22 protein-coding genes and 1 pseudogene are annotated in these 20,313 nt (G+C 56.1%); 8 read left to right on the top strand and 15 right to left on the bottom strand.

The annotated features are described in order from the left end of the window. Positions 1 to 20: 20 nt before the first annotated feature. From C480_RS09905 to C480_RS09880, 7 genes and pseudogenes are all read right to left on the bottom strand, one after another. Positions 21 to 269 carry a hypothetical protein gene (locus C480_RS09905; protein ID WP_006665478.1) on the bottom strand — a complete coding sequence of 83 codons (249 nt, stop codon included), beginning with the start codon at positions 267 to 269 and terminating at the stop codon, positions 21 to 23. A gap of 88 nt (positions 270 to 357) precedes the next feature. After that, complete coding sequence (locus C480_RS09900) at positions 358 to 1,392, bottom strand: hypothetical protein (protein ID WP_006665477.1); 1,035 nt, start codon at positions 1,390 to 1,392, stop codon at positions 358 to 360. A 108-nt stretch (positions 1,393 to 1,500) separates the two neighbouring features. After that, positions 1,501 to 2,274, bottom strand: coding sequence for a hypothetical protein (locus C480_RS09895; RefSeq protein WP_006665476.1), 774 nt, complete (start codon positions 2,272 to 2,274; stop codon positions 1,501 to 1,503). A gap of 3 nt (positions 2,275 to 2,277) precedes the next feature. Then, entirely contained in the window at positions 2,278 to 3,819 is a 1,542-nt protein-coding gene (locus C480_RS09890; protein WP_152424030.1) for a S8 family serine peptidase, read from the bottom strand. Next, entirely contained in the window at positions 3,816 to 5,864 is a 2,049-nt protein-coding gene (locus C480_RS24205; RefSeq protein WP_006665474.1) for a hypothetical protein, read from the bottom strand. The genes C480_RS09890 and C480_RS24205 overlap by 4 nt, the downstream gene beginning before the upstream one ends. A 555-nt stretch (positions 5,865 to 6,419) precedes the next feature. Then, positions 6,420 to 7,322 (bottom strand): annotated as a pseudogene (locus C480_RS24770) (WD40 repeat domain-containing protein); the annotation flags it as partial. Positions 7,323 to 7,476: 154 nt separating this feature from the next. Then, positions 7,477 to 8,127, bottom strand: a complete 651-nt coding sequence (locus C480_RS09880) for a hypothetical protein (protein WP_006665472.1) — start codon at positions 8,125 to 8,127, stop codon at positions 7,477 to 7,479. Positions 8,128 to 8,427: 300 nt separating this feature from the next. On the opposite strand from C480_RS09880, the gene C480_RS09875 reads away from it, so the two are divergent. Next, positions 8,428 to 8,628: a hypothetical protein gene (locus C480_RS09875; protein WP_006665471.1), complete on the top strand. Its 201-nt coding sequence runs from the start codon at positions 8,428 to 8,430 to the stop codon at positions 8,626 to 8,628. Between the two features lie 73 nt (positions 8,629 to 8,701). Here C480_RS09875 and C480_RS09870 read toward each other — a convergent pair whose 3' ends face one another. Further along, a complete protein-coding gene (locus C480_RS09870; RefSeq protein ID WP_006665470.1) occupies positions 8,702 to 9,490 on the bottom strand; it encodes a hypothetical protein in 789 nt (262 codons plus the stop codon). A 328-nt stretch (positions 9,491 to 9,818) separates the two neighbouring features. On the opposite strand from C480_RS09870, the gene C480_RS09865 reads away from it, so the two are divergent. Next, a complete protein-coding gene (locus tag C480_RS09865; RefSeq protein ID WP_006665469.1) occupies positions 9,819 to 10,382 on the top strand; it encodes a type IV pilin in 564 nt (187 codons plus the stop codon). A 180-nt stretch (positions 10,383 to 10,562) separates the two neighbouring features. Here the strand turns inward: C480_RS09865 and C480_RS09860 are convergent, their stop codons facing one another. Then, complete coding sequence (locus C480_RS09860; RefSeq protein WP_006665468.1) at positions 10,563 to 11,057, bottom strand: hypothetical protein; 495 nt, start codon at positions 11,055 to 11,057, stop codon at positions 10,563 to 10,565. 443 nt (positions 11,058 to 11,500) lie between these two features. Here C480_RS09860 and C480_RS09855 point away from each other — a divergent pair, with 443 nt between their 5' ends. After that, positions 11,501 to 11,833: a hypothetical protein gene (locus C480_RS09855; RefSeq protein ID WP_006665467.1), complete on the top strand. Its 333-nt coding sequence runs from the start codon at positions 11,501 to 11,503 to the stop codon at positions 11,831 to 11,833. A gap of 62 nt (positions 11,834 to 11,895) precedes the next feature. Here the strand turns inward: C480_RS09855 and C480_RS09850 are convergent, their stop codons facing one another. From C480_RS09850 to C480_RS22165, 3 genes are all read right to left on the bottom strand, one after another. Next, positions 11,896 to 12,372 carry a PIN domain-containing protein gene (locus C480_RS09850; RefSeq protein WP_006665466.1) on the bottom strand — a complete coding sequence of 159 codons (477 nt, stop codon included), beginning with the start codon at positions 12,370 to 12,372 and terminating at the stop codon, positions 11,896 to 11,898. Continuing rightward, entirely contained in the window at positions 12,369 to 12,650 is a 282-nt protein-coding gene (locus C480_RS09845; protein WP_006111354.1) for an AbrB/MazE/SpoVT family DNA-binding domain-containing protein, read from the bottom strand. The genes C480_RS09850 and C480_RS09845 overlap by 4 nt, the downstream gene beginning before the upstream one ends. Positions 12,651 to 12,903: 253 nt before the next feature. Further along, positions 12,904 to 13,182: a PadR family transcriptional regulator gene (locus C480_RS22165; RefSeq protein WP_006665465.1), complete on the bottom strand. Its 279-nt coding sequence runs from the start codon at positions 13,180 to 13,182 to the stop codon at positions 12,904 to 12,906. A gap of 43 nt (positions 13,183 to 13,225) precedes the next feature. Between C480_RS22165 and C480_RS24065 the strand changes: the two genes are divergently transcribed. Both C480_RS24065 and C480_RS09830 read left to right on the top strand, forming a co-directional pair. Beyond that, positions 13,226 to 13,549 (top strand): HVO_A0114 family putative DNA-binding protein, encoded by a 324-nt coding sequence (locus C480_RS24065; RefSeq protein ID WP_006665464.1) that lies wholly within the window; start codon positions 13,226 to 13,228, stop codon positions 13,547 to 13,549. Between the two features lie 95 nt (positions 13,550 to 13,644). Continuing rightward, positions 13,645 to 14,679, top strand: a complete 1,035-nt coding sequence (locus C480_RS09830; RefSeq protein WP_006665463.1) for a Cdc6/Cdc18 family protein — start codon at positions 13,645 to 13,647, stop codon at positions 14,677 to 14,679. A 654-nt stretch (positions 14,680 to 15,333) separates the two neighbouring features. On the opposite strand, the gene C480_RS09825 is transcribed toward C480_RS09830, so the two are convergent. Together C480_RS09825 and C480_RS09820 are read right to left on the bottom strand one after the other, a co-directional pair. Next, a complete protein-coding gene (locus C480_RS09825) occupies positions 15,334 to 15,555 on the bottom strand; it encodes a hypothetical protein (protein WP_006665462.1) in 222 nt (73 codons plus the stop codon). After that, positions 15,545 to 15,820 carry a winged-helix domain-containing protein gene (locus tag C480_RS09820; RefSeq protein ID WP_006665461.1) on the bottom strand — a complete coding sequence of 92 codons (276 nt, stop codon included), beginning with the start codon at positions 15,818 to 15,820 and terminating at the stop codon, positions 15,545 to 15,547. Before C480_RS09820 ends, C480_RS09825 begins: the two co-directional genes overlap by 11 nt. Positions 15,821 to 16,317: 497 nt before the next feature. Between C480_RS09820 and C480_RS09815 the strand changes: the two genes are divergently transcribed. The 3 genes from C480_RS09815 to C480_RS09805 all read left to right on the top strand — a co-directional run bounded on the left by C480_RS09815 (position 16,318) and on the right by C480_RS09805 (position 18,694). After that, positions 16,318 to 16,629, top strand: coding sequence for a hypothetical protein (locus C480_RS09815; RefSeq protein ID WP_006665460.1), 312 nt, complete (start codon positions 16,318 to 16,320; stop codon positions 16,627 to 16,629). Positions 16,630 to 17,015: 386 nt separating this feature from the next. Further along, positions 17,016 to 17,327, top strand: coding sequence for a hypothetical protein (locus C480_RS09810; protein ID WP_006665459.1), 312 nt, complete (start codon positions 17,016 to 17,018; stop codon positions 17,325 to 17,327). After that, on the top strand, positions 17,324 to 18,694 hold the full coding sequence (locus C480_RS09805) for a hypothetical protein (protein WP_006665458.1): 1,371 nt from the start codon (positions 17,324 to 17,326) through the stop codon (positions 18,692 to 18,694). Before C480_RS09810 ends, C480_RS09805 begins: the two co-directional genes overlap by 4 nt. Positions 18,695 to 19,217: 523 nt before the next feature. Here the strand turns inward: C480_RS09805 and C480_RS09800 are convergent. After that, positions 19,218 to 20,051, bottom strand: coding sequence for a hypothetical protein (locus C480_RS09800; RefSeq protein ID WP_152424028.1), 834 nt, complete (start codon positions 20,049 to 20,051; stop codon positions 19,218 to 19,220). Positions 20,052 to 20,313 lie beyond the last annotated feature (262 nt).

Raw genomic sequence — 20,313 nt, 5'->3', positions numbered from 1 at the left:
CGACGGTACGCCAACGCGGGTCAGAACGGCAGCAGATCGTATTCGCTCGCGAACATCACGCCAATCCACACTGGGAGGCCAACGGCGACGGTCGCGACCGTGATCGGCTCGGTCGTGCCGCCGACGGCGACGACACCCCAGTCGAATGCAATGCTCGCGAACAGGATGGCGCTCGTGAGCAGCGATACGGTGAGCATCCCGGTCCAGAGCACAATCTCGGTCGGGGATGACACGGTCTCGTGAGTCGGATGAGTCTGTCTGGTTGCCATAAGGCAGGCCCGCTGCCGGAATCGAACCGGACACTCACGCCTACGTGAGCGGGCGATAGCGAGAGAATCGAAAGTGAACAGCGTCGCGTTAGAACGGCAGCAGGTCGCTCAGGGTCTCAGACAGCGAGCCGAAGCTCAGACCCCACGCCTGGAAGATGCTGTAGTCCAGATCCTCCTGCAGGGCCGACGAGCCAACGTCCTCACCGGAGACGATCGTCATGTCAACCTCAGTCGTGTCAGCGTCGTAGCGGTCCTCGCCGAGGTTGACCGTGAGCTGTCCGTTCCCGTCGTAGACAGCGTAGGTGTCGTCAGTCTCTGTGACGTTATCGCCGCCAGGGTACTTCGCACCGGGCTCCTCGTTGTAGACGCGCAGGATCTGCCCGTCAAGCGTTGAGGTCATGAGGTAGCCGAGTCGGTCGCCAGAGTTAGCGTCCTCTGCGGCTGCGTCAAAGGCGTCAGTCAGATCAGAATCCTCGCTATAGACCTGGATGTCGGTAGTCGTGCCGGAGACACCGACAGTGTCCTCGAGTTCAGCCGAACTATCGAGCGTCGACGAGAACACGTTGAAACTCGACAGCGACGCGAACAGACCGCCATCGTCGTCAGCGGCCTCGAAGTTGTTGACGATCGAGTCGTTCGTCGTGTGGACGGTCCGAACAGAACGGAACTCGTTGAACGTTACGTCGGCACTGAACGAGTCAGCCGTCGTCGTCTCGTTACCCTCTGAGTCCTCGCCCCATGCAGTCACGTTGACAGCCGTCGACTCCGTTGCGTCGCCAGGAAGCTTCTCAAGTTCGTCCTGGCTCACGTTGATGATGTAGCTCGTGGCTGTGGTATCATCGATGGAGTCCGTGACTGAGACGTACTCATTGCCGTCGTAGGTGATGTTCAGACGTGCCGTTGTCGTCCCATCGCCATCAAAACCATTCGTTCCGTCATCTGCAGTTAGGTTGTATTCGATGTGGTCAGAAGCCGATGCGTTGAAGTCTGTAACCTCATCAGTGCCGTCGCCGGCCAGCGTCGTTGTCTCGGCGGCCACGCCCCCGGCGAAAGCACCGAGGCCGGACGTGACGACAGCTAGGACGAGGAACAGCGTTGCGAACTTGCGAAAGATGGGTCTCATTGTGTTGATGTGTTATTGGATGGGTTAGTTGTCGAGCGGTACAGCTTGGAAGAACTGACGGAGGTGGCACCGATGGGGGCGGTGGCACCCCTCCTGATTGGTAGCGGATCATTCGCGAATCAACTCGTCGTGGTCGCTATCTCGCCAATTCAGCAAGACCCGGATGCGAGCGAACTGGTAGTCGGTCGTGCTCTCGTCCCACCAGGTTCCACGGTCCGACATAGCCCACGGGTCTGCGATAGCCGTGTCGCTCGATGAGTCGAACACGCCGTTTTGCTCCCAACTGGACCGCTGGTCCAGAAACGAACCGAACTCCGCGCCCGAGATCGACGACGCAGCAATCGTGCGCGAGTCGTCACGTTGGTGCCGGAAGTGGTGATGGGGCACCGCAACTTGCAACGAGGGATGAGTCGGGTAGGACTCAGCGTCCTCGACGAGCGTCATGTCCTCTCCCGAAATGTCGACAGCGAAGTGATGGTAGCCCGAGTAGAGCACTCGTTGAACTTCGCCGCTGTCGGGGTCCGCAAGGACGATCACGGGTTCGTGATCTCCGAAATGGGCGTCCTCGCTGAATAGGCCGCCAATGAGCGGAAGTGCGTCGAACAGCGAGTTCTGCGAATTATATTTTGCCCAGTAGTAGTACGCGCGAGTATCATAATCCTCGCTCTCTGCGAACCACCCGTAGACGCCGATGAGTGACTGCTGGTCTGCCCACGGGATATCGAGATAGGGTTGGTAGCGCCGGAGTTCGTCTTCATCGTCGCCGGTCATCGTGATGTGATCGGGCGACCACTCGGGCGTCTCCGCACTGACAAGCCCCGGTACAGCGATAGCGGCGGCCGTGGCACTCGCCGAGACGATGAACTGGCGTCGTGAGAACATGGTCTAAAAGTTCGCGATGAGGCGGGTATAGCGACTTCCAGACAAGAAGTCGTAGGCCGCGCCACGGGATGCTGCCTCGGTCGTAACAGCGTCCTCTTGTGGTTCGTCGGGTTCCGTTCCCGAAAGCAGGTTTTCAGCGTTCGGCATTCCAGCGCCGATCTCCTCGCTGGCTGCGTTCGGAATCGGTTCAGCAGTCGCGGTCAGCTCGTCGCGGACTGTTTCAAGATCCGTCGTGCCAGTGTCCGCGACATAGAGCCCGATCACCCCGCCCGCGACCGGTCCGGCCATGCTCGTGCCTGTGAGAGTGTCGCCCGAAGCGGACTCGAGTTTGCAGCCCGGCGCGCCAACGTCCGGTTCTGCGCCAGCCGTTGCACCCTCCGATAGGTCAGTATAGCCGTTGTGCGGCCCAACGTTCGAGTAATAGGCGCTTCGAGCGTCCTCGGGCGGATCAACCGTCGTCGAACCGACAGCAATCGCGTTCTCGCTTGATGCAGGGAACGCAAGCCAGCGGGTCGCTTGCCGGTCGTTTCCGTTCGCGGCAACGGGGATTGAGCCCTGTTTGACCGCGTATGATAGCGCATCCTCGATCGACTGGCTGAACTGGGGTGAGCCGAGCGAGAGGTTGATGAGATCAGCACCTTCATCGGCAGCGTGACGGATTGCCGCTGCAATATCCGATAACGAGCCGCTGCCGGCATCCGAGAGCGCCTTGCACGCGAGGACGTTCGCTTCGGGGAGGAAGCCACGCAGCCGATCGTCGGTATTTGCTGCATAGCACGCCGCAACCCAGTCCCCGTGTCCGTTTCCGTCTCGGGTTTCGCCGACACCTGAGGGATCACCATCTTCAACGAAGTTCGTCGATGAATCGAGGAGTCGTGTGTTGCCGCTATCGTCCTCGAGATAGCCGTTGGCGCTGACTCCGGTATCGACCACCGCGACCGTCACCGACGACGTATCAGGCAGTGTGAGGTCGGTTGCGGTTGCGGACGTGGCTTCGCGAGCGTTGGTCATCTCCCCGCCGTCCATATCGGAATCGAAGGCCACACCGCTTGAGCCCGGAGAGCCATCAGCAAACGTCGAGAGTAACAGCGACTGCATGGGTCCTGGTGAGGACCAGGCCGATGAACTCTCTGGGGTCAGCGGATCGGCCAGCGAGACCGACCGATTCAGTTCAATCGAATCGATATAGGAGAGGGACTGAAGACCGTCACCGAGCCAGCGTTCACGGTTTCGGGCACCGATATCGCTGGGTGACGAAATTATCGTCGCCACGCCACTGCCCTCGTGCTCGCGCTCGGGAATGAGCTCACGGTTATTCGCTGACGCAACCCAGTCGCGCAGTGCGCTTAGATTGTCCGCCCGCTCGTCGGCGTCGTCGCCCTCAACCGAGACGATCCAACTCGGCCGATCGTCACTGTGCACGATTGCATCGTCGGGCCGATCCCAGCCGAGCAGTCCCGGTTCGGTTGTCGGAGCAAGGCTTGCGACCGCCATACCAGTCGCACCGATGCCGTACAGATATTCACGTCGTGTGTGTCGTGTCATTGGGAAAACCTCCGTCGACGGCGAACGATACCGGCGAGTCCGAGCAGACCGACGAACCTACCCGATGGGAACACCATCAGTGGGGACGGCAGGCCCGTGAGCGTGCGAGCGATGCGATGTGTGAGTCGGTCCAGATAACCGGCCGACTGGATGGTCGTCACGTCAAGGGTTCCGGACGGAGTTGTGTAGGTCCGAAGCACGGCCTTACCGTCGCCCTGCCACGATACTTCTCCATATCTCGTTGAGCCATCCCACGTGATCGGGTCGCCGCCGAAGCCATCGTCAGAGCGCCAGAACAGCGCGCCCTCTTCTTCCAGTCCTTCGAGGTGGAGTCGGACGGGAACTTGAGCAGACACCTGTTCTTCGGAGCTACCATGGAGCACGTTGACCTCGAACCGGTGTTCGGTGCCGGTCATCGCGTTTGCTGGCTTGATATGCAACTCACCCGGACCGTCGCTGTCGTCAGCAATCACGTCGACGCGGAGTGTGCCAGCGCTCGATTCGATTCGTGCCGAATCCAAGCGTTCGCCCGTGACTGCGTAGGTCCCGAGCGTCCCGTCGGCGGCTCGTACTGTCGCTGGGTCCGACCGAGATTGTTCGTGCGCGCGGACGCGTTCAGAGACCACAATCTGCTCTCCCTGCTGAGTCTCGAACGTAAGTCGGACCGTGTGCGTGCCTTCGCCGTCGGTTCTGAAGGTCGCCCGATCGCGTGATTCGTCGATGGTTGCATTCAACTCGGTGCCGTCGGCAGCCCACGCTTCGGCGCTGACGAGCGAGTCGTAGCCTGTGCCGTCTGCGGCATCGAGGCCGACGTAGACGCGCTCGCTTGGACCGGGAGCCAGCGTCGAAAAGTCAACCGCATCGATCTCGGGTAGCGAACCACCGAACGCCGGGTTCGTACCGGACACGCGGTCGTCAAGCACGCCATCATCTGACGCAGCCTGGACGCGAACGTCGAACGCGGCTGGATCGGAGTTGTCGATCGGCAGGTCCTCGATAACGAGCGTATCGCTTCCAAGGATGCCGCCGGACTCGACTGACCAGTATTCCTCGCCGATCGGCTCAACGGTTCCATCGGTCCAGTGGATCTCGGGAGCGATTGAGTCAGGATTGACGCCGTCGGGAAGCGGATATTCGAGGTTGAGGCCGTCATCGCCGATGTCGATCGGGTTCTCGTCGCCGAGGTCGGGAGGGTCGATCTCTCCGATTCCTGCAAGTGCGAGCTGCATGTGATTCGTCTCGGTCGACAGCTCGTCTTCCGAGAGGTCCGATGCGTTCTGGATCTCCTCGAACTCGGACCGGTCGAGATAGCGTCTTTCCGCGCCCGGAACGGTTTCAACCAAGGTTCGGTGGCTGTCGTAGACGCGCTCAAGAGTCGAACGTTCCATTTCACTGAATCGTTGATCGTACTCATTTCGAAGTTCCTCGACCGTCTCGTTCAAGCGCTGCTCGTCAAGGAACGACATGAGATCCGAGAACGACTCAATATCACCGTACGGGAGTTCAGGGCTTCGGTAAACTGTCACGTCGACATCCTGGGCAGGTGGTGAGACGACATTCGGTTCCGGTGAGGGAAGGTAGAAACTACCGTTATAGTCACCGAGTTGGGCATCGCGAAGATCGTCCATCGACGGATCTTCCAGTCCCTGCAAAATCGACCCGTTCGCGCGCATGGCGTGGACATTTGCGTCTTCAACTCCCGACGGCATATCGACGCTGAACTCGCCAGTTTCGTTCGCCTGGACGGTTTTGCGAACGATTCGCTCGTCGTTGAGCAGGTCGCTGATTCGCTCTTGCTGGCCTTCCAGACTAACAATCTTGTCCTCGAAATCGTTCACGATCGAGTCCGCGATATCGGTTGGCGAGCCGACAGTGAACGAATATGCCCGTTCTGGATGGTCTTCGGGGTAGACGCGATAGACGCCCGTCTGCAGGGTTGTCTGAACTGCATGATACTCGTCGCCACCCCATCCTTCGGACAGGCTCGTGGTCGTTTTGTAGGTTGGTTGGGTATCGAACTCTTGACGATCGATTCCATCTCCCATCGGATCGATCTGTTCAACGACAATTGTACCTCCAGTCACCTCTCCAGGGTGGGAATTATCGATCGGGCCATCTGCGCTCAAGAACCCCGACTGTTCAGTCGCATCCCACAGCGTAAGGACAATAGTTTCTCCGCTGTCGACGGTTAGACGCGGGTCATCAACCTCTTGGCTCAGGATTGTAGTAGCCCCGCTCCCCCAGTCGTCTTCTTGATGCACGAGCGGATAGGTTCCGTCGATATCACTTGAGAACGTCTCAGAGTCGAGATGTCCATCTCCGGTTTCGAACTCGTCGCGGAACTCTTCGAAATCCTCTGGAAGTGGGTTTTCAACCTGAGATTCAAGGTCAGCTATCGTTGAGTTCAAGTCGGAGAGAGACGATTCATCGAAGTTCGGTGGGTTGGTCCCCCAAACTTCGACTGTTGCGTTCGAGACTGGGTCTCCATGTTGGTCGGTGACTTGGCCAGTGATTGGCTCTGTCGGCGGTGCGTACATCCCTGCTGCCGCAACTGACTGAACGTTGCCTGCATTCTCGACAAGTGTCCGTATTTCATCGCCTGTATCTGGGTCAAGTGCGCGAACTGTCCCATCCTGTGCTCCACTAAAGACATAGTCTCCCGATGGAGATGCAACAACAGCATATGCCGCATCTGTGTGTGCAGTTGAGTTCCATATTTCATCGCCTGTATCCGAGTCTAGTTTCCGGATGGTGTCATCGCCAAATGCAGTAACAAGTGATTCGCCCGATGGCGTCGGATAGAGAGAGTATGCAGTGGTTCCAGGATTGTCGATTTCCCATGCAAGATCGCCTGTCGATGCGTCTACAGCCTTTATTGTGGCGTCTGATGAGCCACTGTAAATAACGTCACCCGATGGCGACGGTGCAACTGTCCGGACCGTACTTGAGTGACCAGCAAACTCCCAAACCTGGTCGCCCGTTTCCGCATCGAGCGCGCGGACTGTGTTATCTCCCGATCCAGTGTAGACGGTGGCACCCGAGGGGGATGGACCTATCGACTGTACCCAGGATGTATGCCCGGTAAAATTCCAGACCTCATCGCCTGTATCCGGATCAAGTGCGCGGACTACCCCATCACCGCCAGCGAAAACGTAATCTCCAGAGGGAGCAGGGGCAACCGTTTGGACTCCAGTCGAGAAGACCGTCGACTCCCATATTTCGTCTCCCGTCGCCGCGTCGATTGCTTTTACCGTTGTGTCCGATGAGCTACTATACACGACATCTCCCGACGGAGACGGGGCAACTGATAGGACGTTATCCGAGTGCCCAGTAAAATTCCATATGAGTTCGCCAGTCTCCGCATTTGTCGCTGTGACCGCGTTATTAGTTCCTCCCGAATAGGAGATATCGTCATCCGTGCTATCCTGGGCTGTCAGTTTCGGGAGTGTGTTGTCTGACGTTGCCGCGGCCGTTCCGCTATCGAACCCATCAATCAACGGCATTGCCACGATCGACGAGACCATCACAAGCACGAACAACAGCGCTCGAGCCTGGCCGCGTGTGATAGACGGCAAAGATGAGGTGATCGCACTGGTCAGCCGAAACCAGCGGCTATCCGCGTCGCTCTGGGTGCGTTTGCGTCTCATAGAGAATCCGTTACTCGATAATAGGTCCGTCCGACGTTGCATCGTGGATTATCGTTGCCAGCACGTCCGTATCACGTCGATCGCCGGCCTGTTTCAGTCGCCGCGAATCACGAGCAAGTTTGTCGCGTTCACGTTTTGACAGGCCGATAGCGGAATCAGCGACGAGGTGATCGAGCACCATATCGATAATCGCAAGGAACTCGTCCTCTGCCATGTCGAGAATCTGCGGGCCGACGATGTATCCGTGTTCAGGGTTGATCCGCGACCGGCTCGGACGCTGGCCATACTCGAGTGGACGGCCGCCATAGTCCTCGCTTGTCTGCAACGGCATGTATATCTCAGGATCAGTCAGCTCAACGACCTCGTTATCCGTGTGCATCGCATCTGGGTCGTGCCCTGTCCGTGCGGTGCCGTTCTCAAGCCACTCGAACAGTGATGCAAGGCGATTTGGGTCAGCATTCAGCGCGATCGGGCAGGCAAGCGTGGCCGCTTGCTTGAGGATATCGTGTGCGACCCACTGCGCTCGCTCGCGCTTGTAGTGAAACTCTGCCGGGTCGTGACCGGTTGTCGATTCGTCGTCAACATCATTGTTCCCCCACCAATCGTGATCGGCATACTGTGCTCCCGACTGCTGGTGCTCAGACTGTTGTGACTGACTCATGGTTGTCGATAGAAACGGCTACTCAGGACCGTCGACTAAGACGGCCCGGCCCCGTCAACCGGCCACCCATGAGGGTGCTGCCCAAACCCCGGCACCGATCCAATACGGGCCGTGCGGGACGATTACCGTGACGATGACCTTGTTATCAAATGAATAGATTCCTAGTCATATGAAACTACCGCTAACTACTGTTTATACAATTCAAAGACAGCTAGACCAAGTTCTGAATTGTCCTGAAAATTCAATGGTCGCATTCGTGAACTCCTACACTTTTTGCCCCGTCGCCGTCAGTGGGTACGCATGGGCGAGGAGCCCGTCGGCGACGAAGACGAAGATGTGTCGGTGACGGTCAAGATGCCGAAATCTGAACTCGAGAAGCTTGGAGATCGATTCGGCGACGAGTATAACAACGCTGCTCGGTTGCGTCGGGCGGCATGGCTCGTGAACAATGCGTCGTCACTGACGATCGACTTCGACGTCGACGAAAACGAATCGGAATAAGAACCCCCGAGGACTGTGGCAGGTGCCGGGGTACAGCCAGTGGCTACACTCTCTGTCGTGAAAACCGATTCGGTCAGCGCACTGTTCCAAGCGATCGAGCAGCCTCAGCGGAGATCGTGATGGACCCCTCACCACGCTCGACACCCCCACCTGCAACGTCATTGATTACTGCAGCTAACCCCGCGAGATAGTCGTCGTTACGCTTCTCACGAACTGTGAGCGTATCTTTGCCATCATGTTTGACTGCACGGTTCTCGAGATACGCATAGACGAACGTCTCTCGAACATCGGGTCCAGTCACGAGATACGTCGGTAACGAGATATCTTGGTCAGCCTTCGGGCCAACGGGAGCGCCAAGGACAGCTAGTACACGCCCGAGAACGGTTCCGTCCTCAGTCGGGCGGACTTCGTCGGCCCGGCCATCGCGATCGTCGACAATCTGGCAGTCGACGCCGGCCAGTTCGAGCGCGTCGATCACGTGCGAGTCCTCACCGAGATGGTTCAGCGCGAACGAGGGTCGATAGTATTGCTCGGCGATCGCGCCGCCCGCGAAAACGTTCGCGACGAGCGCGTTCAGCGCGGTGAACACATCATCGTCAGTCGTGCACTCGAGCCAACCGTGCTTGCGGGCCGTGTCGATACCATGGACTACGTCTGGCTTGCCGCCGTCATCAATCCACGTTCGGAGTCGGCTTCGGGGAAGGTCCAGCGCCGATGCGGCTGCACTTGAGCCAGCATCGTGAGTGTTTGCATATTTGGTCGCCTCACGATACTGTTCGACGACCTCCCAAGCATCGCGATAGGACCCGCCGTCGTAGGTGCGCGCGAGATCGCGCGCAGTCACGAACTCGATCTCGCTCATATGTGATTCGTGTCGTTGAACTGGCTTGGGTATTGCCGTTTCAGGATTAGATTAGTAAATCGCAAGATGGCGTCGGTTCAAGAGAGTGCTGTAAGTCTTCTGTGCCCCCCTGATTATCAGATGTGAAACCCATGCAGAACCTGATGTGACCCAAAACCGTACACTATCGATTAGTTATATATACCGGTACTCCACTGGTTGCTATCAGCACCAACGCGACACGGAGAGGGTGTGCAGGTGGGTCGGTGTAGAGCCCCCATCCGCACGGGTGGCCGTACCACGGTCCAATGTATAATCCTTCGGCTGTCGTGGGTGCGACCGATCATACATGTTCGACAAACTCAATACGAAACTCCTCGGGAACGAGGACGAACGCGCTGTATCGCCTGTCATTGGAGTCATATTAATGGTTGCTGTCACTGTGATTCTTGCTGCTGTGATTGCAGCTGCTGTGATGGGAATGGGAGACGGACTTGGAGACACATCCCCAACCGTCAACGCAGATGTGAACGTTAATTCAGACTATGATAACTCTAGTTCGAACCAAGATGTCGTGTATATTAGCCATGGCTCTGGAGACTCGATTAGCCAAGATAACATCAATGTTGTTCTGCGAAACGACGACGGAGCGACGATAGCATCAATGGGACTTGGCGAGCAAAGCACCGCAAGCGTTGATGACGGGGCCGGAGGAAGTAAGGACGTGACTCTAGAAGCAGGTCCTGCTGAAGATTTCGGTGCAGGTTCGACAATAACTGTTGAACTCGTTGACTCAATTGGAGTTGAAGATACTGATCTATCTAACGAGGCAACTATCCAAGCTCAAGTTGTCGATACCTCTTCCGACACAACGGTTGTTGACGCCGAGGTTGAGCTTCCCGCATACACATAACGACCGTCGACATACTCCTTTTATTCAGTAGGAGTTATTATTAATAATAGGTGATTAGTGCTATCCATCATTTGAACCCACAACATGGTCGTTGGGGGGCAAGTTCCTTCGAACACACATCGAAATGAACTCGCTGGCCGATCCCAACGGGCAGCCCACTCGCGAGGGCCGCGTCAACGTTCATTCCTCGCCTCCGATTCGGGGCTCGTCGGGTCGAACGGCCACGGATGCACGGAAGTTGCGTGGTTCGCCGTTCCGGACACATTTCGGAATCACGGCCAGTGAGTCGGTCGGCACGATCGCCTGGTAATCGACCCGGCCCCAATCCTCGGGACCAAGGTCGCCGTCGCGATCGCTGGTCGGGACTGACAGCGACTCAGCATCAGTTTCAGTGACTGACGCCTGATAGCGCCGTTCGATCACTTCATCGGTTTCGGGCTGCCGATAGGCGACAAAGAGCAGGTGTTTCTCGACGTGGCCGCCGACGGCGTGGGGGTCGCGCTCGAGGCGATACTCGTAGCAGACTTTCTCAGCGACAAATCGAGAGTAGCCCGCCAGAATGTGTTCGTCGCGACCGAGACGGACCCAGTCGGCAGGGACGGGGTGGATAGATCGTTCGTGACGGATCGGTCGGTCGTCGGTACGCTTTTGAGGAGTCGTCTCTGATTTGCTCATAGCTTCTGGAGCCTCCGGAAGCTTCGAGGTCCGCTGCTGGAACAGCGGGCCGGGATTCTTCCCGACAACCCTCGAACTTCCTAGGTACATCTCTAGGGCGCATTCATTATAAAGATACGCATTCATCTCTATTTTCTGACTATCATAAAATCAGTATACGTAGTGCCTATTTCAGAACAACCTACCAGAATAGAGATGATTTTGTTACAGTTCGATAGTGGCGTGTTCGTGCTGACCGATTGGACGCCGAGAATGACCATACGCGCGACTCCATAGTGTCCATCGTCCCACCGGTCGGAGCGACAGAGAGTAACCACACAACAACGATTCGGCGGTAGTGACCCTACTAGTTATGTGACCGTCTCGCGTATTGGTTCGTATGGCGTGCCGACAGAGTCAGCAGGTCACGGACAGTCGATCGGGAACCAGACCCGGTGACGCCGATGGGTGACGAGCAGTCGGATAAGATCGACCAGTACGAGGTAACGATGAGCCACACTGCCAAGTCGAAGGAATTTCGCTACCTCAAAGCCTGGGAAATCGAGGAACACATCCACGATCCCAACACGGTGTACTACAACCCGCAGCGGGACCAGTACCTGATTCCTGTCTATCGCGAGGTCCACAAGGAGAACTGGAATCACGGGCAAGACGAGAAGATCGTGATTATCGTCTCGATCGTCGACGACGGAACTCGAGCTGTCGTCGTTACCCAGACGAGCGACCACTACGATTGGAGTCGATTCGAGAAAGTAAATCGCCTCGGGGAGAGCTAATCGACATACGGGTTTTGAGTTCACAACAGACAGTAGACGAATCAGTTCCTGCCCAGGTCATTTCACTCAGGATATACAGTCAATGCTGGAAAATATGTCTCGTAGAAGGCGTTATCGAAGCTGACCAACGCATCTCCGTCGACAGCCGCGTGTCCACCAATGACAAAGTCCGCAGCAATATGCTGACGCGGTGCAAGATCCTCACTACACTCCTCGCAACGGACGGTCTGTTTCGTCCCACAAGATGGACATTGAAGCCCATCTGGCCGCCGAACAGTATACTGCTGGAATTGCTCACCTGCTCGGAACAATGCCTCTCGTGATGGTTCAACGAGCTGAATACTGAAGTCCTCAAGAAACTGATCGAGTTCCGATGGGGTATCGAAGTGGCCATCTGCTGCGAGTTCAGCGTACACCAGTGGTGTAATAACACCCCGCCCCTCTCTGTAGACGCGCCGAAGTTCCGCTTCACTTTTCGTGGTGTGTTCGTCTTCGTACAAAAGTGCGAGAAGAGCGTTTGTATCGACTGCCGTGATCACGCCTCTCCCTCCGACTCATCGTCTTCATCGTTACCGACATCACGGGGGTACTCGCTGCGGAGCCGACGCATTCGATCCGGCATTGTCTCATCGCTTTCGGCACTGCCACGGTATTTTTCGAAGGGATCTTCTCCGTCTGCGGTAGTCGGTTCTTTTTTTCGGATCTTGTAGCCAGCCTCAGCCTCTTCGAACGCGATTTCGTCACCGGGTTCGATTCCGAGCGTATCCCGAATTTCCTTCGGGATAGTGACCTGGCCTTTAGTGGTAACGCGCGGCATATCTTTACTAAGATGTAATGCCTAATAGGTATTACGCGTATTTTCATACCTGCTTTCAGAGAGTGGAACTAGAGTGCACTGCGACGCATCTGTCTGGATGTGGATTTCGGAGGTCGTTCCAAGAAACACGAGCAGCGTTGACGAGACGCTCCGCATCTCGTTCGCACATCAGAAAACGAAGATTTTGCTCACGCCTTCGGCACTCGCTGAAGAAGAGGGCTTAGCGCCTCGATTCAGGGAAAGGAAACCAATCCTAGCTACCGTCGATGTACTGGTTTTCCCATTCACGCCGTGCTTCAATCTCACGAGTTCCGCGACGTGTAACCGAGTAGAAGTTCGTCCGGCGATCTTCTTGGCCTTTCTCAACGAGACCTTTGTCTACAAGTGTATCGAGATTCGGATAGAGACGGCCGTGATGGACTTCTGTCTCATAATACTCTTCGAGTTCATCTTTGACTGCCAGGCCATGTGGATCGTCCTGTCCAGCAACTGTATACAATAAGTCGCGCTGGAAGCCCGTAAGATCGTACATACAGATATGATTACATATCTCCAAATAAATGTATCCATCACAAATGGAGTTTGTCCGCGACCTTTCGAAAACCGAACTCGAGGACATCCACATCATTCGGCGCGAAACAGCCGAGCGAGTGCTCACCCCCGAACGGGAGCGCCTGCTCGAAACAATCGCAACAGCAGAGAGTAGTTCAATGCGCGACCTCGCACGGCGCGTCGATCGGAACGTCAGTGTCGTCAGTCGCGATCTCGATATCCTGTTCGAAGCGGATATCATCGACTACGAGCAGAATGGACGGTCGAAAAAGCCAGTGCTCGCACACGAGAACGTCATCGTCGAGCCGATCGTCTACAACGGTAGCGTAACGCCGCGCGGAGAATAGCAGTCGAATCAATACGATTGTTTTTCTGTAAGTTATTGACAGTAAATGCCACTACAGCCACTGCTATTATGCTCACGCCGTCTGATAGGTGTAGTATGATTACCGATTACGCTGTGTTACAAACGGAGATTCAGCCCGATCGGGAGGTCATCATGCAGCGAGATGGGAAGATTGACCATCTCACGGCCGTCCTCGAGCCGATCACCCACGGTGTGGCACCGAATGGCGCGTTCGTCTACGGCCCGCCCGGTGCGGGGAAAACCTGTGCAGTACGGTGTGTCTGCGACGAACTTGAGAACGTGATCTTTATCGACTGTCTTGGATCACACGCGCGACGCTCGGTGCTGAACCGTGTCCTCGAAGGGCTTGGTGAGGGCAACTCTCTTGGACGGCGGTCGGTTTCAACTGATGATCTGTCGGCACGGATTCGGCGGACGATCGACACACCGACGGTCGTGGTGCTCGACGAGGCCGACCAGCTCGATGAGTTGCGCGTCGTGCACGAACTCTATGGCATCCCAGAACTGACACTCGTGCTTATTTCGAACGAGCCGTGGCGGGAGTTCGACCTACGAGATGTCGAATCACACCCCCGCCTGGATTCACGCATCGGCTCACTCGGTGAAATTCCGTTCTCAGCCTATACCGATAGTGAACTCGTGTCAATCCTCGATAAGCGCGCAAGCGTCGGTATCAAGCCCGGTGTTGTCTCGCAGTCGGATTTGGAATATATCGCTCGACAGGCCGACAACGATGCACGAGAGGCAATTGCGCATTTGTACCACAGCGTTCGGAACGCCGACCAGGACGGACAGGAAACGCTCACGAAAGCAGTTATCGATCGATCGAAACCCGATGCCACCCGGCACGTTATCCGGTCGCGACTGTCGTCGCTCTCTCGCGAACAGCGGCTCGCTCTTGAATGTCTGGCCGACGTCGGTCCGGCGACCAGTGGCCCGATCTACGAGTGTTACAACAAGCGGTCAGCATCGCCGGTTCGCGATCGGACAATGCGGGGCTGGCTACCGAAATTCAAGAAATATGAACTCGTGACGGTGTCGGGGCCAGATTACGAGCCAGTGTATGAGGTTCGCGAGGTTGTGATCGAGGAGCTGGGGGTTACGGTGTAGATTAGAAGAACTGTTATTGCCATAATATCGTCAGAGATTCGACTAGCCATTCCAGTACGCCAAGTCTGTCACTCACCAGCATTTCAACGCTCGCGCGCGTTGGTAATACTTATTCCTGATCAGTCAGTACTAGTGAATAAGCCGGTCTGGAGACGGGTCGGCGACAAGACCCACTGCCGCTGAAGATCGGGATTCCTTCGTCCACACTTAGCACGTGACGGAGGCTCCGACGGACGTGAGCCGTGGGCAAGTACGATAATCTTGACCCACTGTCAGAACTGTCGACGGCGGTGGGCCGCAGATAGACGCCCGTGTCCGCAGTGTTGTTTAGACACTGCCGGTAATCGGGAGTTCGACCGGAAGATGACGATTGCGAACCTCACGCTCCTGGCAGCCCAGGTCGTGGCGGATTTCGTCGGAATTGGGTTGAGCGTCTAGGTGCGGTCCGTTGGTATCGCCTTCTGAACGGGAGGGGAATCTTCCCCTTTAGAGAGAAAGGACGGTTGTATTTCAGTACTGAGTGCTTGAACAGTAGCGAACAGCATACGCTCAAGAGCAATAGAGGACTGGGTCCTACAAATTGGGACCCCTTCGTCCACACTTAGCATTTGGGTTGAGGCCTTCTATTTATAAAAAATTACCGGTTGGATCCATTTAGCGTGAATGATTATCCTTTGGTTTGCTCGCGTCGGACTCGTGATGGTGGTGAGCCAGCGCATCGAACGGGCCAGACCCGACATCGACACCGCCGCTGTTGTCGATCGGCGTTGATTCCATCTCCGAGAGGTCGCGGATCTCACCCGTGAACTCGAATTTCTCGCGTGGTTCGCCTGTGAGTTCGGCAAGTCGAGACGGGGCGTCGGGGCTATTGCCCATCGTTGTCCCCGTCATCCTCGAGTTCGCTTGCGTCGAGGTCGCCCTCGAGGTACTTGTGGCCCTTGTCTGAAATTATGTACCATCCTTTATCACCATCCCCCTTTTCGACCAGCCCCTTCTCATGTAGCTGTTTGAGACGTCTATTGATTGTCCGATAGGAGATCCCGATACCTTCACGCTCAAGATTGATATCGAGTCCGCGCGGTGAGAGCGCCACATCACGCTCAGCGAGGTACTCCAAAATGGAGTCATCATTCCCAGTCATCCACGAAACACGCGGGCGCATCTATCCCGCAATAGCAATTTTCTCGTCTTAGTTCCATACCATACAATGTCATTAGTCATTAATGAATGCTACTATGCACATATCCCTGTAATTTGTGGCACTGAATAGTGCCAAGATTTATAGTGATAGCCTAACAAGAGGTGCAGTGTCAGAAAGTACGACGCTCTGGACGGACTACCTGTCCGTGAAAATGATGGACGGGCGTGGCCTCAACACGCCGTCCAGTGGGTTAGAATTCTGACAACCCTACCATGAAAGACGGTACGCAACCCCAAAACAATGTCGTTCCTAAGACAGTTATGACACGCGAAACGTCTGATTTCGCGACCTGTCTTAACGACGCGCGCGAGTCATCTGCCACTTGCTCTCACGAGCACCAACTCGCGAACGGCAATTCAAAATCGCAAGCAGGCGAGGGTGGAACGGGTGGAACTCACCCCCCATCGAATAAGTTCCCATCCGACGTATCGGTTAACATGGCAATCACGCAATCCGACCACTCTGGCGCGGCGCGCGTCGAGCTGACCGACGAGATCGAGATCGGCCAAGCGGTCGACGACTTGCCCGACGACGCGACCTGTGAGGTGACGTTCCGGGGGAAACCAGGCGCGTTCACTATCGAGATCAGGTTCGTCGGGAAGCGCTGGATTATCGAGGGCAGCGGTTCAACTGCTGAACTCACCGGCGTCTTCGGTGAGCGCAACGCCGCAAAACCCGAGCGCGTGCCCGGATGGATGCACAAAGTGCTCGAATCGATGGACGTGACGGAGATCAGCGTTCAGCGATGAAGTACGACCGACGTATCGACTCCCGTCGCGACGCCTGTTATGGGCAGGCCATCCGCGACGCGCGCACTGACGCACATGAGAACAACATGATCCCGTTTGGAGACACGAATGAGGACCAGTATCGCACGTGGTGACGGCACGTCAGCAGACGTGTCTAGTCCTAGCGAAACGTCTGACGCGGCTACTAGTTTTAAGCCACGCCGCTGTCATACATACAGTGAGAAGGATAGGACACACGCACCGCTGAAGAATGCAACCTCGGCAGAAGGGGGGCGCTTGGACACTCTCCCCTTCTTGCTCCGAGAGAATAAATCTACCGGCGTGAGCCGTGGCTTTGTTTCTCGGAGTGGCGTCTTCGGGCGTCGCCGAGCCGCACGGAGACACGCATGAGTGCGACTCACCAAGATACGAGTACACACCCAGACGACGGAAACGAGAGTATCGACGATCGGCTCGACCGTATCGAAGCCGAGATTGACGAGCTTCGCGAACACATCGAGCGCGTCGACCAAGCGGCCGTGAACGAATCAGTCGTGAATATCCTGATTCAGACGCTCACGGGGGAGGAAGGCGACGTTGATTTCGACGCCGACCCTGGACAAAATCGCGAGGCGCTCGCGACGGTCGAAGAACGATTGACTGACCTCGAGACGACCCTCGAGTTCATCCAGCACGAGCACGCGGAGGTCGGCGAATGAGCGTGGAGGGGGAATCAGCGACGTTCGAGGAGTCGGTCCCAGAAACGCACACCGTCGACCCGGCCGAGGTCGACTGGGCGGCAATCGGTGCCGAACACGCCTCGAGTGACGGTCTGCTGGATGCATCCCACCGGACTGACGCACTCACCACATCTATCGACGGGATCGAGAATAGCCGGCAAGCCTCGGCGCTACTGGTCGACGCCGCCGAACAGGGACACATCGACGAGCGCAATGGTGACTATTACGTCCCAGTCGATGGCGGCGACAGGATTGACGTGACCGACGTCGACTGGCACGCCGTGTTTGAAGAAGTGGCCGGCGGTGTCGAACAGCCGCTTCCACCGGAAGGGAAGCGGAACCTCGGTATCATGTTCGAACTCGACCTTGCAAACGAGGACGAGGCCGACGAACTCGTGGAAGACGCACTCGACCACGGGGTCATCACGAGTTCTGCGGGGCAAAGCGGACTGTATCTCGCCGACGCACTCGATCAGTCCACCACAGACACGGCGACTTCGACGACCGATGACCCTGTCGAAACGGCCGACGAGACGACACGGCCAGAACTCGAGGCGCTGCGCAAAGGGTCCGATGACCTAGAGGAATACGTCGGCCAGCTCGAAGGCTTGCTGACTGACGTGCTCGACCGCCTCGACGCCGTCGAAGAACGCCAGGACCGGCAAGAAGAACAGGCAAATAAGTTCTTTAAGGAGAACCGTCGCCAGCGCGTCGGTGTGACGGAAATCCAGATGGAACGGCTTCAAGAAGGGAAGGTTGTCAGCCGCGACGGCGTCGACGAAAACGTACTCAAAGACGAGTTCGGTGACAACCTCGCGATCGTTGGCGACGATAACAACCACATCCGACTGATGAACCCCGACACCGAGGAGAGCGGTGGCGGAGGTTCCGTGACTGAGATCCCTGATTTCGATAAGTACTGCGACCTCGAAGCGGAGTTGCTGAAACTCAACTATAAGGTCAAATCAAAACAGGATCTGCTGAACGAGCGTGGTGGACGGAACAAGTACCGCGCACTCGTGATCTGGCGAAACAAGTACCTGGTCGGCGACGATCAAGGTGACACGCTTCAGATATCCGGAGAGGATGTTCGCGAAACTATCCTCGAGTATGCACAGTTCAATGCCTCAGCCAGCGGCATGGACACGACAGCGAACCGTGTGATGGATCGCTTCGAAGACTGGACTAACGGCGCACTCACGAAAGAACTCGACAAGAAAGGACGTAGCTGCCTGCGTGGCGACGTTGAAGACATTCAGGACGAGTGTTGCCCACAGTTCCGATCCCGCGAAGGATCGGATGGAACGGAGGGGGTGAGCCCGATCGCGATGGACGAAATCTCATAACACCGTTGTTATGGGATTCGAAGGTCCGGTGTTATGGCTAGCCCCCATTCAGACCCACTCGGCTACACCAACCTAAACAAACCACACAGAACACGGTTGTAAACAACACTTCTCTACTAGCAGGTCTATTCTCTCACTGTTCTCTCACTGTTATGAGAAAGTGAAAGCAACCCTTGATTCGGCGGAATCTCACAACAACAGACCCTCGCTTTCCATAACAACGGTGTTATGAGATCCATTCAGTAGACTCAAACTCTGATTCCCCGATTATCGGACACTATACTTGTTCTCGGCATTGATCTCTCATTAGAACTCCCTGGTCGAGGTCAGAACAGTACGACGAATCTCATAACAACAGGTGTTATCAGAACCGGCGCTTTCCAGATAGACGCTACTCTCTGACCTTCTACTGCTGTTATAGGATCTCATAACACTGTGATAACAGACGTGTTATGATGTTCGAAGTTGTGCCGTCCGTAGCCGATCGACGGGTCGTAGACTTAGTCAGGCTGCTTTAACTTCTCTATTCTGGCCGCGTAACCGTATTTCCGTCACGGACAACGAGGTCTTTGTCGATCGCCCGTTCGAGTTCGTATCGCGCTCGGTAGTAGCTAATCTCGAGTCGGTCTTGTGCCCGTTCAATCACACTATCGTAATACGCGGCATCGTTATCATGCTCGAGTAGGTCGATAATATTCTGGATATGGTGACGAACTTGGTTGCCGTGATCTGACTCTGAAACAGGGTAATCCTCTGCGTCGTGAATGGAAACAAGATCGCCATAGGCCCGATAGCCGCTCGACTCGCGCACGCGTTCGTTATGCGCTTCAAATTCCCCAAGTAATTGCTCGGTCAGCTCGGCTGCGGCGATCTTCTCGCGGATACGACCCAGTTTCCCACGGTAGGTCCCAACCGTCACGTCGAGTGCATCGGCGGCCTCGTTCTCGCTGACCATCTCTCGTTTATAGAGCATCAACGCCGCGAACTCTTTCGACGAGAACTGCGATTGTTCCTGTTCGCTTTCGACAACAGCGACAAGTTCGTCTTGGACGGCGCTCACAAACTGTTCCAATGACTTGAGGTAGGTGTCAGACACGTCGACCTGGGACAGTAGTTCGTCATCGATCTCGACTGATAACTCGAAACCAGTATCCCATCCGTATTGACCGAGACCATTCGTTCGAACGCGAATGTCGACGAGCCAGTTCGTATCGTACTCGTAGAACACCTCTTCAAAGTCACTCGGATGCTCATGTTCCCACTTCTCGAGGGCGGTCCCAATAGCACGTTGTTTCCATACTGTTTGCCGTTCGCTTGGTGCGTGTTTGTAGGTCACCGCAACTAACTCGGAATCCATCTATTCGCCTTTACGGAATAGTAGCTTAAAAGGCTATTCCTGATAAGCGGATAATACCGAATCTATAAGTGGTATCAATCATATAGAGTAATCAAGCGCTGAACCAGTGGCTCTCCGGTAACTGAGTCACGGAAAACACTGCGTTATGGGCGCAGTGTTCGGCGCTACCCCGTTTGGAGACAAGGATAGCATGCAGACGTTCAAGCCTAACCGACTTAAATCTAGTCGGACTGATGCGGGAGTAGAGAACACTGACCACACC

The sequence above is a fragment of the Natrialba aegyptia DSM 13077 genome (assembly GCF_000337535.1).
GTDB lineage: Archaea > Halobacteriota > Halobacteria > Halobacteriales > Natrialbaceae > Natrialba > Natrialba aegyptia.
This window is presented reverse-complemented; position numbering and strand designations above follow the sequence as displayed.

Bases quoted from the DNA above. Each gene is read 5' to 3' on its own strand.
- C480_RS09905 (WP_006665478.1), bottom strand. From the start codon at position 269: ATGGCAACCAGACAGACTCATCCGACTCACGAGACCGTGTCATCCCCG.
- C480_RS09900 (WP_006665477.1), bottom strand. From the start codon at position 1,392: ATGAGACCCATCTTTCGCAAGTTCGCAACGCTGTTCCTCGTCCTAGCT.
- C480_RS09895 (WP_006665476.1), bottom strand. From the start codon at position 2,274: ATGTTCTCACGACGCCAGTTCATCGTCTCGGCGAGTGCCACGGCCGCC.
- C480_RS09890 (WP_152424030.1), bottom strand. From the start codon at position 3,819: ATGACACGACACACACGACGTGAATATCTGTACGGCATCGGTGCGACT.
- C480_RS24205 (WP_006665474.1), bottom strand. From the start codon at position 5,864: ATGGGAGATGGAATCGATCGTCAAGAGTTCGATACCCAACCAACCTAC.
- C480_RS09880 (WP_006665472.1), bottom strand. From the start codon at position 8,127: ATGAGTCAGTCACAACAGTCTGAGCACCAGCAGTCGGGAGCACAGTAT.
- C480_RS09875 (WP_006665471.1), top strand. From the start codon at position 8,428: ATGGGCGAGGAGCCCGTCGGCGACGAAGACGAAGATGTGTCGGTGACG.
- C480_RS09870 (WP_006665470.1), bottom strand. From the start codon at position 9,490: ATGAGCGAGATCGAGTTCGTGACTGCGCGCGATCTCGCGCGCACCTAC.
- C480_RS09865 (WP_006665469.1), top strand. From the start codon at position 9,819: ATGTTCGACAAACTCAATACGAAACTCCTCGGGAACGAGGACGAACGC.
- C480_RS09860 (WP_006665468.1), bottom strand. From the start codon at position 11,057: ATGAGCAAATCAGAGACGACTCCTCAAAAGCGTACCGACGACCGACCG.
- C480_RS09855 (WP_006665467.1), top strand. From the start codon at position 11,501: ATGGGTGACGAGCAGTCGGATAAGATCGACCAGTACGAGGTAACGATG.
- C480_RS09845 (WP_006111354.1), bottom strand. From the start codon at position 12,650: ATGCCGCGCGTTACCACTAAAGGCCAGGTCACTATCCCGAAGGAAATT.
- C480_RS22165 (WP_006665465.1), bottom strand. From the start codon at position 13,182: ATGTACGATCTTACGGGCTTCCAGCGCGACTTATTGTATACAGTTGCT.
- C480_RS24065 (WP_006665464.1), top strand. From the start codon at position 13,226: ATGGAGTTTGTCCGCGACCTTTCGAAAACCGAACTCGAGGACATCCAC.
- C480_RS09830 (WP_006665463.1), top strand. From the start codon at position 13,645: ATGATTACCGATTACGCTGTGTTACAAACGGAGATTCAGCCCGATCGG.
- C480_RS09825 (WP_006665462.1), bottom strand. From the start codon at position 15,555: ATGGGCAATAGCCCCGACGCCCCGTCTCGACTTGCCGAACTCACAGGC.
- C480_RS09820 (WP_006665461.1), bottom strand. From the start codon at position 15,820: ATGACTGGGAATGATGACTCCATTTTGGAGTACCTCGCTGAGCGTGAT.
- C480_RS09815 (WP_006665460.1), top strand. From the start codon at position 16,318: ATGGCAATCACGCAATCCGACCACTCTGGCGCGGCGCGCGTCGAGCTG.
- C480_RS09810 (WP_006665459.1), top strand. From the start codon at position 17,016: ATGAGTGCGACTCACCAAGATACGAGTACACACCCAGACGACGGAAAC.
- C480_RS09805 (WP_006665458.1), top strand. From the start codon at position 17,324: ATGAGCGTGGAGGGGGAATCAGCGACGTTCGAGGAGTCGGTCCCAGAA.
- C480_RS09800 (WP_152424028.1), bottom strand. From the start codon at position 20,051: ATGGATTCCGAGTTAGTTGCGGTGACCTACAAACACGCACCAAGCGAA.